Raw genomic sequence first — 14,120 nt, forward strand, 5'->3', positions numbered from 1 at the left:
TGTCCACTGGCGTTGGTCTCCTGAATGTCGAGCCCGACCTTGTGCCGCAGTGCGTGCGCCGGGTCAAAAGCGGCCGTCCACATGGTCCGTCAAACGGACGGTGAGGCCTGTGTTCTGTAGCGCTGCGACGACAGCATCGGTGTGCCGATCGTCCCGCGTTTCGATCGTCAGGCGAACGGACGTCTCGCGTGCGAGGTGGGTGAGGCCGAGGCGGTTGTGGGTGACTTCCAAGATGTTGCCGCCCGCATTGCCGACGGCGGTGGTGAGGCGGGCGAGAACGCCCGGCTCGTCCGGAAAGTCGGCCTCGATCGAGATGATGCGGCGCTCGCGGGTGAGCTCGCGCACCATGATCGAAGCGAGAAGGCGGGGATCGATGTTCCCGCCGCACAGGACGAGGCCGACATTGCGGCCGGCGAACGGGGCGGGATCGGTGAGCATCGCGGCGAGGCCCGCCGCGCCGGCACCCTCCGCCATCGTCTTTTGCAGCGTGATATAGGCGTTGACCGCCCGCTCCAGCGCCGGCTCGTCGACGAGGATGATCCGTTCGACGAGCGCGCGGATGATCGGCAGGGTGAGTTGGCCGACGGTCTTCACCGCGATGCCTTCGGCGAGCGTCGCCCCGCCGCATTTCGCCTCTTCGCCGTGGATCGCCGCATAGGCGGAGGGAAAGAGGCTCGCCTCGACGCCGATCATCCGAATGTCCGGCTTCACGTCGCGCGCGGCGATCGCGATGCCGCCGATCAACCCGCCGCCGCCGATCGGGACGACGAGCGTGTCGAGCTCGGGCACCTCTTCGAGCATCTCGTAACCGACTGTGCCTTGGCCGCAGATGATCTTTCGATCGTCATAAGGGTGGATGAGAATGCGGCCTTCCCGCTCGGCGAGCGCCTTGCAGGCGACGGCGCTCTCGGCGAGCGTTTCGCCCGCGAGGACGACGGTCGCGCCGTGCGCCTCCGTCGCCGCGACCTTCACGAACGGGGTGCGTTCGGGCATCACGATCGTCGCCGAGATGCCGAGCCGGGCGGCATGGTAGGCGACGGCCTGGGCGTGATTGCCGGCGGACATCGCGGTGACGCCGGCACTGCGCTCCTCGGCGGTCAGCGAGGACAGCTTGATGAAGGCGCCGCGCTCCTTGAAGGCGCCGGTCGGCTGAAGGTTCTCGTACTTCACCCAGACATTCGCGCCCGTGAGACGGGACAGGCGCGGCGCCGGGAGGCACGGGGTGCGCAGGACGACGCCGTCCAGCCGGCGGGCGGCCTCGCGGATCTCGTCCGGCGTGACGGGCAAGGTGTCTTGGGGCGCGTGCGCCATCTGTCTCTGAAGGGTCAGCCTGCGGCGAGACGCCGGGCGAGGCGGGGAGCGTGATAGGTGAGGATGCCGTCGGCGCCGGCGCGTTTGAAGGCCATGTGCGCCTCCATCATCACGCGCTCGCCGTCGAGCCAGCCGTTCGCTGCCGCCGCTTCGATCATCGCATATTCCCCGGACACCATGTAGGCGAAGGTCGGTGCGCCGAAGCGCTCTTTCACGCGGTAGACGATATCGAGATAGGGAAGGCCGGGCTTGACCATGATCATGTCGGCCGCCTCGGCGAGGTCGAGCTCCACTTCGCGCAGCGCTTCGAGCGCGTTCGCCGGGTCGAGCTGATAGGTCCGCTTGTCGCCCTTCAGCGCCGCGGTCGCGCCGACGGCGTCGCGGAAGGGGCCGTAGAAGGCCGACGCGAATTTCGCCGCATAGGCCATGATCTGAACGTGCTCGTGGCCCGCACGGTCGAGCGCGGCACGGATGGCGCCGATCCGCCCGTCCATCATGTCGGATGGCGCGATGATGTGACAGCCGGCCTCCGCCTGGACGATCGCCTGATTGACGAGCTGCGCGATCGTCGCGTCGTTGACGATCTCGTCCCCCACCATCAGGCCGTCATGGCCATGGCTCGTATAGGGGTCGAGCGCGACGTCGGTCATGATGCCGAGCGAGGGGACGCGGCGCGCGATCTCCCGGCAGCCCTGGCAGATCAGGTTGTCGGGATTGGCGGCCTCGGAGCCCTGGGCGTCGCGCTTGTCGGGGCCGGTATAGGGGAAGAGGGCGATGGCGGGGATCTGGAGTTCGGCGGCTTCCTCGGCCGCGGCGCCCAGCTCGTCGACCGAGAGGCGGAAGACGCCGGGCATCGACGGGACCGGGTCGCGCCGGCCCTCGCCTTCGGTGAGGAAAACCGGCCAGATCAGGTCGTCCACCGTCAATGTGTTCTCGCGCACGAGCCGGCGCGACCAGTCGGTGCGCCGGTTGCGGCGCATCCTGCGTCCTTTCAGGATCTGCGCCATGTCAGGCGCAATCGGCCGCCCCGCTTCAAGATCCATCGCCGCCTCGTTTCTCGTGACGGGCCGAACGATAGAACAAAGCCCCGCCGTCCGTCCACGATCCTCACCGCGCGGCAAGGCCGCATCGGGCGTAATCGGGCCGAGGATTGACGCCGAAGCGTCGGGGATGGACTTTCGGAGGATCGCGGGGAGGACGGCCATGGATTTCGAGCTGAGCGAGGAACAGCGCGCCTTTCAGTCGATGGCGGAGGACTTCGCGGCGGAGCGGATCGCACCCTTCGCAGCCGACTGGGATCGAAATTCGACTTTCCCGGTGGATATTCTGCGCGAGGCCGCAAATCTCGGCTTTGCCGGCATCTTCGTGGGCGATGCGCATGGCGGGTCGGCGCTCACGCGGCTCGATGCGGTGCTGATCTTCGAGGCGCTCTCGGCGGCCTGCCCGTCGACCGCGGCGTATCTGTCGATCCACAACATGGTCGCCGGGATGATCGACCGGTTCGGCTCGGACGAGCAGCGCGCCCGTCATCTGCCGATCCTGTGCCGGATGGACGAACTCGCGAGCTACTGTCTCACCGAACCGGGCTCGGGCTCGGACGCGGCGAGCCTCAGGACCAAGGCGCGGCGCGATGGGGACGACTATGTCCTCGATGGGGCCAAGGCGTTCATTTCCGGCGGTGGGGCGGCGGATCTTTATCTCGTGATGGCCCGCACCGGCGGGGAGGGCGCAGGCGGCATTTCCGCCTTCCTGGTGCCGAAGGGAACGCCCGGCCTGTCCTTCGGGGCGAACGAGGAAAAACTCGGCTGGCACTCGCAGCCGACCGCCGCGGTGATGTTGGAGAATTGCCGCATTCCGGCGGAAAACCGCCTCGGGGCGGAAGGCGAGGGCTTCAAGTTCGCGATGGCCGGGCTCGATGGCGGCCGCCTCAATATCGGCGCCTGTTCCATCGGCGCAGCGGGCGCCTCGCTCACCATGGCGCTCCGCTACGCCAAGGAGCGGCGCCAGTTCGGCAAACCGCTCGAAGCCTTTCAGGCGCTGCAATTCAAACTCGCCGATATGGCGACGAGCCTCGAAGCGGCGCGCCTTCTCCTTTATAAGGCCGCGATCGCCGTCGAGAACGGCGAGACGGGCGCCACGGTGTCGGCCGCGATGGCAAAGCGCCTCGCGACCGATACCGGGTTCGACATCGTGAACCAGGCGCTCCAGATCCACGGCGGCTACGGCTATCTTCGCGACTATCCTCTGGAGCGTTATCTGCGCGATCTGAGGGTGCACCAGATCCTAGAGGGAACGAACGAGATCATGCGCGTGATCGTCGCCCGCCACATCCTCAGTGCTGAAGGCTGATGAGCGACATTTTGTTTGATACGGTCGGCCGCGCCGGCATCGTCACCCTGAACCGGGCGAGCGCGCTCAACGCGCTCACCGAACCCATGGTGCGTGAGCTCGGCGACGCGCTCGACGAATGGGAACGCGACGACCGGGTGGAGCGCGTCGCGATCCGGGCGGAGGGCAAGGCCTTCTGCGCCGGTGGTGACCTTCGCGACGTCTTTGAGAGGCGGGCGAGCGCGACGCCCTTCTTCGCGACCGAATATTGCACCAACCATCGGATCGGCACCTACAAGAAGCCGGTGATCGCGCTGATCGACGGCATCTGCATGGGCGGCGGGGTCGGTATCTCGGTGCACGGCTCGCATCGCGTCGCCTCCGAAAAGCTGGTCTTCGCGATGCCGGAAACGGCGGTCGGTCTGTTCCCCGATGTCGGCGCGAGCCACATCCTGTCCGAGCTCGAGGGGGAGACGGGGCTCTATCTGGGGCTCACCGGCGCGCGCCTCGGGCGCGACGCGGCGGCGGAGATCGGCATCGTCACGCATCCGACGGACGCTTCGCGGATGGGCGACGCGCTCGACCGGGTCGCCCATGGCCGCGACCTCGATGGCGGGCTCGACGAGCTGAAGGTCGAGACCGAGCCGCGCGATCCGGACGAGATCGCCGTCATCGACGAGGCGTTCTCGGCCGGCAGCGTGCGCGAGATCCTCGACCGGCTCGACGCGACCGAGGGGGCGTTCTCCGACGGCGCGGCGAAGGCGATCCGGACGATGTCGCCGACGAGCCTCGAAGTGACCTTCCGCGAGATCAGGCGGGCGAAGGGCGAATCGCTCGCGGCCTGCCTCACGATGGAATACCGGATCGTCTGCCAGATCCTCGAGGGGCACGACCTTTTCGAGGGGATCCGCGCCATTCTGATCGACAAGGATCGCAACCCGCATTGGTCGCCCGCGACGCTCGAAGCGGTCGAGAAGGAAGCGATCGACCAGCACTTCAAGGTTCCGCATGACGGGGATCTCCTCATTCCGGGCGCGGCCTCTCGATGAGCGTCGACGATCCCCGGAAGGAGGCCGACACCTCGCTTCCCGACGATGCCAACGCTCCGGCCGGCGCCGCCCTCAGCGGCACAAATGAGGCCGGCCCAGGCGAGCCCGCCGCCGGGGCCCGAGGCCCGAATGCGAAGACGCCGCCCGAGGCGGTTTCCGGCGAACCGGACGAGCCCGCGCCGACGCCGCCCGAGACGGTCGCGTCGGAGCCGGGCGAGCCTGCTCCGACGCCGCCCGTTGCCGAGCCCGTTCCAGTGGAGCCATCCGCCGCGCCGGCGTCCGTGTCCGAGCCCGTGCCGATCGAGCCGGATGCCGCCAAGGCTGGGGCGCAGCCCTCCGGCATGAAGCCGCGTCCCGCGACGACGCCGGTCGACCCTGAGGCGCTTGCCCGCGCCGCCGCCCGCCGCGCCGCGGCCACGGCGAAGGCGGAAGGGAAAACCACCCCGCCGCCGTCCGAACCCATCGCGGCCGCCGGTGTCGACACCGCGCCTGTGCCGGGCGAAACGAACGCGCCCGCCGAGGGAGAGGCGCCGACGGACGGCCGCGCCGAGGACGCGGCTCACGCCGTGGCACCGCCATCTGACGCGCCCGCCGACGCCGTGGATGCCGCAGCGCCCACCGACGCACCCGCCGAGCAAGGAGCGTTCGAGCCACGTGCGAAGCCGCCAGCAATAGAGGCGAAGCCGCCAGCACCAGAAGCGAAGCCGCCAGCACGAGAGGCGAAGCCGCAAGCGCCAGAGGCGAAGCCGGCCGGACAAGGGGCGAAGCCGCCGGCGTCACAGGCCAAGCCCCCCGCGACACAAGCAAGGCCGCCCGCGACCCGGCCGGACGCTCGCCCCGCGGCGACGGCGGCGGTGGCGGCTTCCCCGAAGGCCGCCGCGGCGCGCAACGCGGATGCGGATCGGCCGGCTCTTGCGAAGGCCGCCGCACCCGTGAAGGCGGGCACCGGGACGCAGCTCGCGGGACGGTCCGCCGGCAAGACCGCCAACGCCGACAAAGCCTCCCCCTCCGAGACGGACACCGCGAGCGCCGCGCATCCGCCGGCGACCCGCACGGCACGCGGCACCGCCGCCGCCGTTGCCGCGAGCCGCGCGCTCGCACGGACCGGGACGGCCCTCGTGAGGCGCGCGTCGACCGACATCGCGGCGAAGGATGATGCGGGCTCGCCCGCCAAGACCACCAACGCACCGGCCAAGACCGCCCGCCCGGCCGCCCCCCGCCCCCTCGCCAATCCGCCAGGAGCGACCGGATCGCGCCGGGGCCCGATGTCGCTCGAGGCGCTCCAAGCGCCCAAGGCAGAGGCGCGACGCGACGCGCTGTGGATTGCGATCGCCACCATATTGCGCCTCGTCGCCATCGCGTGGCTCGCCGGGACGGTGTTCGTCTGGGCAAAGCTCGTCGGCTATCTCCCCTCGAGCCTTTCGACCGACTGGCACGCCCCGGACGGGCCGTGGATCTCGACGATGACCGCCGCGATCATCTTCCCCGTCGGCGGGGTGGGGCTGTGGCTGTTGTCGCAATGGGGGGTCGTGGTGTGGGGCGCGACGCTCGTCTTCGATCTCGCGCTGCTCGTCTTCGCGCCGCAATTGATGCCCTTCGGGCCGGTCGCCTTCGCCGTGAACACGGCCCTCATCGTCATCGTCGGCCTCCTTGCCCTATGGCGGGCGCGCCGGCGGGCGAAAGAGGAGGCCGAATAGGCGGTAAGGCGCGGCGGGCTCAACGTTCGACATAACAAAACCGACGGGAGGAACGGCCATGGCGCGGATCACATTCATCGGCCTCGGCAACATGGGAGCGCCGATGGCGCGGAACCTCGCGACGGCCGGCCACACGGTCGTCGGGTTCGATGTCGTCGAGGCCGCCCGCACGCGCTTCGCCGAGGAGGGCGGCACCGTCCTCGACACGATGGCGGCGGCGCTCGAGGGGGCGGAAGTCGTCCTGACGATGCTGCCCTCCGGCGCGGAGGTGAAGGCGGTGATCGCCGGCCCGGACGGGGTCCTCGCCCACGCCGAGCCGGGCGCGCTCCTGATCGACTGCTCCACCATCGACGTCGCCACCGCGCGCGAGGTCGCCGCGGAGGCCGCCGCCCGCGGCTTCGAGATGATCGACGCGCCGGTCTCCGGCGGTGTCGCGGGAGCGGCGGCCGGGACGCTGACCTTCATGGTGGGCGGACCCGAGACCGCCTATGCGATGGCCGCGCCGCTCCTCGAGGTGATGGGCCGCACGATCGTCCATGCCGGCGATGCGGGGGCCGGGCAGGCGGCCAAGATCTGCAACAATATGATCCTCGGCATCTCGATGATCGCGGTCAGCGAGGCGTTCAACCTGGCCGACGGGCTCGGCCTCGACCGGCAGAAGCTGTTCGACGTGGCGAGCACCGCCTCCGGCCAATGCTGGTCGCTCACGACCTATTGCCCGGTGCCGGGCCCCGTCCCGACATCGCCGGCGAACCGGGACTACAAACCCGGCTTCACCGCAAAGATGATGCTGAAAGACCTCCGTCTCGCCGCCGATGCGGCGAACGCCTCCGGCGTTAACGCTCCTCTCGGCGCGGAAGCGGGCAAAGTGTACGAGGCATTTTGCAATTCGGGGGGCGATGCGACCGACTTTTCAGGCGTCGTCCGCTTCCTGAGGGGAGGGTAATCTTTTTGTGACGCAAATATCACGGCAACCGCGTTAACCACTGATTCACGCTAGCACTTAAGCACCGCTTTATCGCGCTCTCGCACGGTCGGGGAAAAGCGCCCGAAATTGGGCCGAGACCAAGAGGCAGAGAATGAATTTGGCGGTGCGACAGGCGGAACGAGACGAGACGGGAGATCCTCCCGTCGATTCCAAGGCGCGGGAGGCCTACGTAGAGACGATCCGTCTCATCGAACGGGCTCACCGTCGCTTTCTGGACGTCGTGAAGGATGAGTTGGAGCGCCTTGGACGGGAAGAGATCAACAACGTCCAGGCCGTGCTCCTGCACAATGTGGGCTGCGAAGAGCTGACGCCGAGCGAACTCAAATCGCGCGGCTACTATCTCGGCTCCAACGTGTCCTACAACCTCAAAAAGCTCGGTGAACTGGGCTATCTGGCGCAGCGCCGCTCGACGCGCGACCGCCGGACGGTCCGCATCACCGTGACGGAGAAGGGCGCCGAGATCGCCGGGATCGTCGAGGCGTTGCTCGACCGTCACATGCAGTCTCTCGGCCCGATCGGTGGTGTCGAGGAAACGAGCCTCGAAGCGGCCACGCAGACGCTTCGCCGTCTCGATCGGTTCTGGAAAGACCAGGTGCTCTATCGTCTATGATGCGCTCGCGCATCGTCCGGCGTTTTGACCCGCGCGATGCGGCCCTTGAGGGCCGCACGGGCGTCGCATTTGTTTGATCAGACGATCGTTGTTCATTTACCATCGCCGTGGTACGCGCAACCATACAGTCTCGTATCCTGAGTGGGGGTTCGCGTGTTTCAGACGACCCGAACGATGCCGTCTGTTTCCGGTCTGCGCGCCGTTGGCAGGCCTTTCATGGTTGCATTGGCCGCCGCCGCGTTCGCGGCGATCCTGCCCTTGAGGGCAGAGGCGCAGAACGATAGCCCTCTCGAAGCGCTGAGAGATTTCAAGCGGCAGGCCGAATGGACCGACCGCTTCGACGCCACCTTGCCCGAGGTGCACGCCGTCAATTCCTTGCAGCCGACGCTCTCCCCCGAGGCTCTCGGGCGGATGCAGCTCGCGATCGAGCGCTATCGCACGCTCGCCGCCTCGGGCGGTTGGCCGATCGTCCCGGCCGGCAAGACCGCCATGCAGCTCGGTGTGCGCGACCAGGCCGTAGCGGTGCTGCGCCAGCGCCTCGCCGCATCCGGCGATCTCGTCCAGGCCGGTGGGCGCGATGACGTGTTCGATTCCTACGTCGCCGCCGCCGTGCGCCGCTTCCAGCTCCGCCATGGCCTGCGCGGTGACGGCATCGTCGACCAGCAGACGCTCGACGCGATGAACGTGCCCGTCACGGTGCGCCTGCAGCAGCTCGAGACCAATCTCGGCCGCATCGCCGAGCGGGCGAACGACCTGTCGGATCGCTATGTCCTCGTGAACATTCCGGCCGCTGAGATCGAGGCGGTGGAGAACGGCCGCGTCCGCTCGCGGCACACTGGCGTCGTCGGCAAGGTGGACCGGCAGAGCCCGATCCTCGTTTCGCGCGTCCACGAGATCAACTTCAACCCGTACTGGACCGTCCCGGTTTCGATCGTCCGCCGCGATCTCATCCCAAAGATGAAGAAGAACCCGGAATATCTCGCTGAGCAGAAAATCAAGATCTACCGCTGGGGCGACGAGAGCCGCGAGTACGACTATCGCGAGATCGATTGGAACACCGACGAGGCGACGACCTACATGTTCCGCCAGGAGCCCGGCGAACTGAACTCGCTCGGCACGGTGAAGATCAACTTCCACAACCAGCACCAGGTCTATCTGCACGACACGCCGCAAAAGAGCCTCTTCGGCGAGGATGCGCGCTTCCACTCCTCGGGCTGCGTGCGCGTTCAGAATGTGCGTGAGCTGATCACCTGGCTGTTGCAGCCGAACGGTTGGGACCGCGGCAAGGTCGACGCCACGATCCGCTCCGGCGAGCGGCTCGACGTCCAGCTCGACCGCCCGACGCAGATCATGTTCGCCTACATCACCGCCTGGGTGAACGCGGACGGCGTCGTCCATTTCCGTGACGACATCTACAACAAGGACGGCGTCGAGACGCTCGCCTTGCGCTGATCCTCCATCGCCACCGGCGCCGCGTGCGGCGCCGATCAGGCCGGTGTGCGTTGCACCGGCCGCCAAACCCCGACAGCCGGTGCGAGCCATTGCACCGGCTTTGCGTCGTCTCTATGGTCGCCGCAAAATCCAAGGGAGACAGTCTATGAGTCTGCGTGACGCGGTCGAGACCCGTCCGTTCTTCGAGCACGTGCTGGCCGAAAGCGATCCGGAAATCGCGCGTGCCGTGGCCCTCGAACTAGAGCGCCAGCAGAACGACATCGAATTGATCGCCTCGGAGAACATCGTCTCCCGCGCCGTCCTCGACGCGCAGGGCACGGTGCTCACGAACAAGTACGCCGAAGGCTATCCCGGCAAGCGCTATTATGGCGGCTGCCAGTTCGTCGACATCGCCGAGGAGCTTGCGATCGACCGGCTGACCCGGCTGTTCGGCGTGCCTTATGCCAACGTTCAGGCCAATTCCGGCAGCCAGGCGAACCAGTCGGTCCTCCTCGCGCTCGCCAAACCGGGCGACACGCTTCTCGGCCTCAGCCTCGATGCCGGCGGCCACCTCACCCATGGGGCGAAGCCGAACCTGTCGGGCAAGTGGTTCAACGCCGTCGCCTATGGTGTCGATCCCGCGACCGGCCTCATCGATTATGACGAGGTCGCCCGCCTCGCCGAGGAGCACAAGCCGCGCATCATCATCGCCGGCGGCTCGGCCTATTCGCGCCTCATCGATTTCGCCCGCTTCCGCGAGATCGCCGACAGTGTCGGCGCGATCTTCCACGTCGACATGGCGCACTTTGCCGGCCTCGTCGCCGGTGGCGCCATCCCGAGCCCGTTCCCGCACGCCCATGTCGTGACCTCGACGACCCACAAGACGTTGCGCGGCCCGCGCGGCGGCGTGGTGCTGACCGAGGATGCGGACATCGCGAAGAAGATCAACTCGGCGATCTTCCCCGGCCTCCAAGGCGGCCCGCTGATGCACGTGATCGCCGCGAAGGCCGTCGCCTTCGGCGAGGCGCTGCAGCCCTCCTTCAAGACCTACGCCCATGCGGTCGTCGAGAACGCCAAAGCGTTCGCCGACGCGCTCAAGGGCCACGGCTTCGAGATCGTCTCCGGTGGGACCGACACGCACGTCGCGCTCGTCGACCTCAGGCCGAAGAACGTGACGGGCCGCGATGTCGAGAAGGCGCTCGGCCTCGCCGGCATCACCTGCAACAAGAACGGTGTGCCGAACGATCCGCAAAAGCCGATGGTGACGTCGGGCATTCGCGTCGGCACCCCGGCCTGCACCACGCGCGGCTTCGGCGTGAAGGAGTTCCAGGACGTCGCGCAGATGATCGCGACGGTGGTCGATTCCATGGACGGTGAGGGCAAGCCGGCGGACGACGTCGTCGCCACGGTGAAGACCGACGCCTATGCGCTCACCGGCCGGTTCCCGATCTACGCCGGGTGAGGTGCCCTTACTGCGCCGCCGAGAACACGCAGGTTAAGGACTCGCGGCCGACCGAAGACGGGGTCGCCATTCGCCGCCGCAGAGGATGTGTCGTCTGCGGCGGCCGCTTCACGACGTTCGAGCGCGTGCAACTGCGCGAGCTCGTCGTCGTCAAGCGCTCCGGCAAGCGTGAGATGTTCGATCGCGACAAGCTGCACCGCTCCGTCGCGATCGCCACACGCAAGCGTGAGGTGGACGAGGAGGTGATCGATCGCATGATCTCCGGTATCGTGCGCCAACTCGAAAGCGCGGGGGAGAGTGAAGTCACCGCCGCCCATATCGGCGATCTGGTGATGGATGCCCTCAAGGAAATCGACGATGTCGCCTATGTGCGCTTCGCGTCCGTCTACAAGAATTTCTCCGAGGCACGGGACTTTGAAGATTTCGTCGCCGAGCTCGCCAAGACCGTGAGCGAGCGGGCCAACCACCACGAGGCGATCGACGACGCCGACGACGAAGGCCGCGCCGAGGCGTGAGCGCGGCGAGCGATCGGCGTTTCATGACGGCCGCCCTGGCGCTGGGCCGTCAGGGAATCGCGCGCACCTCGCCGAACCCGTCGGTCGGCACGGTGATCGTCGCCGACGGGGCGGACGGGCCGGTGATCGTCGGTCTGGCGCGGACCGCCGATGGCGGCCGGCCGCACGCCGAGCCGATCGCGATCGCCGAGGCGGGCGAGCGGGCGCGTGGGGCGACGATGTACGTGACGCTCGAGCCCTGTTCCCATCATGGCAAGACACCGCCGTGCGCGGATGCTGTGCTGCGCGCCGGCATCGCCCGCGTCGTGGTCGCTTGCGAGGATCCGAATCCGCTGGTCGCCGGGGTCGGCATCGCGCGTCTCCGCGAGGCCGGGGTGCGGGTCGATCTCGGCCTTTGCGCCGAGGAGGCACGGCGTGATCTCGCCGGCCATATCAGCCGCATGACGCGCGGGCGGCCGCACGTGCGCCTCAAGCTCGCCGTCTCTGCCGACGGGGCGATCGGCCAGCGCGGCGCGGGGCAGATCGCGATCTCCGGCCCCGCCTCGCGCACCCGCGCCCAGATCCTGCGCGCCGAAAGCGACGCGATCGCCGTCGGCGTCGGCACCGTCCTCGCCGACGATCCGATGCTGACCTGCCGCCTTCCCGGCATGGCGGGCCGCTCGCCCGTCCGCGTCGTCTTCGACAGCGATGCGCGGACGCCGGTGACGGCCCGTCTCTTCGCCGATATCGCCACCGTGCCGGTGGTGATCGTCGCGGGCGAGGGGGCGCCGGAGGCACGTCTTTCGGCGCTCTCCGAGGCCGGCGCCGACATCGTGATGGCGCCGCGCCGGAATGGACGGGTCGATCTCGACGCGGCGCTCGTCGCGCTGGTCGGGCGTGGCCTGACGACGATTTTGGTCGAGGGTGGGGCGAAGCTTGCCGACGCGCTCGCCGAGGCGGACCGGATCGACGAGGTGTTCTGGATCAGCGCACCGACGCGCGTCGGCGGCGATGGGATCCTGCCTTTCGCCGGACGCGGGCCAGCCGGACTTGCGGAGCGCTTCGAAGTGATCCAGGTGGAAGCGGTCGGCGAAGACCGATGGACCCAAATGTGGCGGCGCGCATGTTCACAGGCATCATAACCGATATCGGCACCCTCGTGGCGAAGACCCCGTTCGGTGACGGCGCGCGCCTCCTGATCGATTGCCAGTATGACGCTGCCGGGATCGAGATCGGTGCGTCGATCGCTTGCGCCGGCGTGTGTCTCACCGTCACCGCGCTGGAAGACGGCGGCAACCGCACCCGCTTTGCCGCTGATGTCTCCGGCGAGACGATGGAGAAGACCACCGTCGGCTCCTGGGAGATCGGCGACGCGATCAATCTGGAGCGGCCGCTGAAGGCCGGCGACGAGCTCGGCGGGCACATCGTGTCCGGCCACGTGGACGGCGTCGCGGAGATCGTCGCGCGTGACGATCACGAGGAAATGACGGTGTTCCGTTTCGCCCCGCCGAAAGAGCTCGTCTCGCTGATCGCCGAGAAGGGCTCCGTCGCCCTCGACGGCACGTCGCTCACCGTGATCGAGGCCGACGATACCTTCACCGTCATGACGATTCCGCACACCATGGGTGCGACGACATGGGGGAACCGCAAGGTCGGCGACGTCGTCAATATTGAAGTTGATACGATTGCCCGCTACGTGGCCCGCCTCGTGGCGGTGAGAGGCGCGGACGCCTGAGACCCGTTTCGACTGCCGGATCGATCCGGTATGTTCCGACATCATTTGAGGAAAAGCCGAATGGCCGCACGCGCGCTCATCGTGGAAGCCCGCTTCTACACCGACATCGCCGACATGCTCCTGGCAGGGGCGACGGCGGAATTGAAGAAGAAGCACTTCAATGTCGAGACGCTGTCCGTGCCCGGTGTCCTCGAGATCCCCGTGGCGCTGACGATGGCGGTCGACGCGGCGCGCCGGCGCGATCACACCTTCTATGACCTCTTCGTGGTTCTGGGCACCGTCATCCGCGGCGAGACCGGCCATTATGACGTCGTCGCGGGCGAGGGGAATCGCGCCGTGATGGATCTCGCGGTGAGCCAGCGTCTCGCGCTCGGCAACGGCATCCTGACCGTGGAGAATGGCGAGCAGGCGCGCGAGCGGGCCGACCCGAACCGGAAGAACAAGGGAGGGGATGCGGCGGCGGCGGCGATCGCTCTCTTCAACCTGCGCGCCACGCTCAACCAATGAGTCCGCCTATGAAATCCGGTCGCGCCAAACCTGCCAACAAACGTGCCGTGGCGCGTCTCGCGGCCGTCCAGGCCCTCTATCAGATGGATGTCACGGGCTCCGGTGCGCGCGACATCGTCAAGGAATTCGAGCTTTTCCGCCTGACCCAGGAGATGGAAGGCCAGACGCTGCGCGCCGTCGACATGAACTGGTTCGACGGCATCGTCACCGGCGTCGTCACCCATCAGCGCGACGTCGACCGTCTGATCGACGACGCGCTCAAAGAGGGCTGGCCCCTGCGCCGGATCGACCTCACGCTGCGCGCCGTGCTGCGCGCCGGGGTGTTCGAGCTGATCCACCGCGAGGAGGTGCCGGTCCGCGTCGTGATCTCCGAATATGTCGAGGTCGCGAAGGCGTTCTTCGGCGAGGACGAGCCGCGCCTTGTGAACGGCGTGCTCGACCGGATCGCCCGCGTGGTCCGGCGCAAGGAGTTCGCCGGCGAGGCGGATGCCCGCCGTGACGGCTGAGA

General features: G+C 68.0%; 14 protein-coding genes. 12 read left to right on the forward strand and 2 right to left on the reverse strand.

Annotation, left to right across the window (positions count from 1 at the left end):
- Positions 1 to 63: 63 nt before the first annotated feature.
- Positions 64 to 1,311: a threonine ammonia-lyase gene (locus L1787_RS23380; protein WP_235711519.1), complete on the reverse strand. Its 1,248-nt coding sequence runs from the start codon at positions 1,309 to 1,311 to the stop codon at positions 64 to 66.
- Positions 1,312 to 1,325: 14 nt separating this feature from the next.
- On the reverse strand, positions 1,326 to 2,354 hold the full coding sequence (hemB, locus tag L1787_RS23385; protein ID WP_235711520.1) for a porphobilinogen synthase: 1,029 nt from the start codon (positions 2,352 to 2,354) through the stop codon (positions 1,326 to 1,328).
- Positions 2,355 to 2,514: 160 nt separating this feature from the next.
- Between hemB and L1787_RS23390 the strand changes: the two genes are divergently transcribed.
- The 12 genes from L1787_RS23390 (at position 2,515) to nusB (ending at position 14,118) form a co-directional block, all read left to right on the forward strand.
- Positions 2,515 to 3,660, forward strand: coding sequence for an acyl-CoA dehydrogenase family protein (locus L1787_RS23390; protein ID WP_235711521.1), 1,146 nt, complete (start codon positions 2,515 to 2,517; stop codon positions 3,658 to 3,660).
- Complete coding sequence (locus L1787_RS23395) at positions 3,660 to 4,688, forward strand: enoyl-CoA hydratase/isomerase family protein (RefSeq protein ID WP_235711522.1); 1,029 nt, start codon at positions 3,660 to 3,662, stop codon at positions 4,686 to 4,688. The genes L1787_RS23390 and L1787_RS23395 overlap by 1 nt, the downstream gene beginning before the upstream one ends.
- Positions 4,685 to 6,385 carry a DUF6163 family protein gene (locus L1787_RS25875; RefSeq protein WP_304523986.1) on the forward strand — a complete coding sequence of 567 codons (1,701 nt, stop codon included), beginning with the start codon at positions 4,685 to 4,687 and terminating at the stop codon, positions 6,383 to 6,385. Before L1787_RS23395 ends, L1787_RS25875 begins: the two co-directional genes overlap by 4 nt.
- Positions 6,386 to 6,443: 58 nt before the next feature.
- A complete protein-coding gene (gene mmsB / locus L1787_RS23410) occupies positions 6,444 to 7,331 on the forward strand; it encodes a 3-hydroxyisobutyrate dehydrogenase (protein WP_235711523.1) in 888 nt (295 codons plus the stop codon).
- A gap of 133 nt (positions 7,332 to 7,464) precedes the next feature.
- Positions 7,465 to 7,983, forward strand: coding sequence for a MarR family winged helix-turn-helix transcriptional regulator (locus tag L1787_RS23415; protein WP_235711524.1), 519 nt, complete (start codon positions 7,465 to 7,467; stop codon positions 7,981 to 7,983).
- 216 nt (positions 7,984 to 8,199) lie between these two features.
- Entirely contained in the window at positions 8,200 to 9,435 is a 1,236-nt protein-coding gene (locus L1787_RS23420; RefSeq protein WP_235711525.1) for a L,D-transpeptidase family protein, read from the forward strand.
- Between the two features lie 145 nt (positions 9,436 to 9,580).
- Positions 9,581 to 10,876, forward strand: a complete 1,296-nt coding sequence (glyA, locus tag L1787_RS23425; RefSeq protein ID WP_235711526.1) for a serine hydroxymethyltransferase — start codon at positions 9,581 to 9,583, stop codon at positions 10,874 to 10,876.
- Positions 10,873 to 11,391, forward strand: a complete 519-nt coding sequence (nrdR, locus tag L1787_RS23430) for a transcriptional regulator NrdR (protein WP_235711527.1) — start codon at positions 10,873 to 10,875, stop codon at positions 11,389 to 11,391. Before glyA ends, nrdR begins: the two co-directional genes overlap by 4 nt.
- A complete protein-coding gene (gene ribD, locus L1787_RS23435) occupies positions 11,388 to 12,512 on the forward strand; it encodes a bifunctional diaminohydroxyphosphoribosylaminopyrimidine deaminase/5-amino-6-(5-phosphoribosylamino)uracil reductase RibD (RefSeq protein WP_369415129.1) in 1,125 nt (374 codons plus the stop codon). The genes nrdR and ribD overlap by 4 nt, the downstream gene beginning before the upstream one ends.
- The gene (locus L1787_RS23440; protein ID WP_235711529.1) at positions 12,494 to 13,105 is read left to right on the forward strand and encodes a riboflavin synthase; all 612 of its coding nucleotides are present in this window, start codon (positions 12,494 to 12,496) and stop codon (positions 13,103 to 13,105) included. The genes ribD and L1787_RS23440 overlap by 19 nt, the downstream gene beginning before the upstream one ends.
- A 60-nt stretch (positions 13,106 to 13,165) precedes the next feature.
- The gene (gene ribH, locus L1787_RS23445) at positions 13,166 to 13,612 is read left to right on the forward strand and encodes a 6,7-dimethyl-8-ribityllumazine synthase (protein WP_235711530.1); all 447 of its coding nucleotides are present in this window, start codon (positions 13,166 to 13,168) and stop codon (positions 13,610 to 13,612) included.
- Entirely contained in the window at positions 13,609 to 14,118 is a 510-nt protein-coding gene (gene nusB / locus L1787_RS23450; RefSeq protein ID WP_235711531.1) for a transcription antitermination factor NusB, read from the forward strand. The genes ribH and nusB overlap by 4 nt, the downstream gene beginning before the upstream one ends.
- Positions 14,119 to 14,120: the final 2 nt, after the last annotated feature.

Source organism: Acuticoccus kalidii, from assembly GCF_021556395.1.
Taxonomy (GTDB): Bacteria; Pseudomonadota; Alphaproteobacteria; order Rhizobiales; family Amorphaceae; genus Acuticoccus; species Acuticoccus kalidii.

Coding starts and splice junctions, on each gene's coding strand:
- L1787_RS23440 (WP_235711529.1), top strand. CDS start 12,494: ATGTTCACAGGCATCATAACCGATATCGGCACCCTCGTGGCGAAGACC.
- L1787_RS23420 (WP_235711525.1), top strand. CDS start 8,200: ATGGTTGCATTGGCCGCCGCCGCGTTCGCGGCGATCCTGCCCTTGAGG.
- L1787_RS23395 (WP_235711522.1), top strand. CDS start 3,660: ATGAGCGACATTTTGTTTGATACGGTCGGCCGCGCCGGCATCGTCACC.
- L1787_RS23380 (WP_235711519.1), bottom strand. CDS start 1,311: ATGGCGCACGCGCCCCAAGACACCTTGCCCGTCACGCCGGACGAGATC.
- hemB (WP_235711520.1), bottom strand. CDS start 2,354: ATGGATCTTGAAGCGGGGCGGCCGATTGCGCCTGACATGGCGCAGATC.
- nusB (WP_235711531.1), top strand. CDS start 13,609: ATGAGTCCGCCTATGAAATCCGGTCGCGCCAAACCTGCCAACAAACGT.
- L1787_RS23415 (WP_235711524.1), top strand. CDS start 7,465: ATGAATTTGGCGGTGCGACAGGCGGAACGAGACGAGACGGGAGATCCT.
- ribH (WP_235711530.1), top strand. CDS start 13,166: ATGGCCGCACGCGCGCTCATCGTGGAAGCCCGCTTCTACACCGACATC.
- glyA (WP_235711526.1), top strand. CDS start 9,581: ATGAGTCTGCGTGACGCGGTCGAGACCCGTCCGTTCTTCGAGCACGTG.
- mmsB (WP_235711523.1), top strand. CDS start 6,444: ATGGCGCGGATCACATTCATCGGCCTCGGCAACATGGGAGCGCCGATG.
- L1787_RS23390 (WP_235711521.1), top strand. CDS start 2,515: ATGGATTTCGAGCTGAGCGAGGAACAGCGCGCCTTTCAGTCGATGGCG.
- L1787_RS25875 (WP_304523986.1), top strand. CDS start 4,685: ATGAGCGTCGACGATCCCCGGAAGGAGGCCGACACCTCGCTTCCCGAC.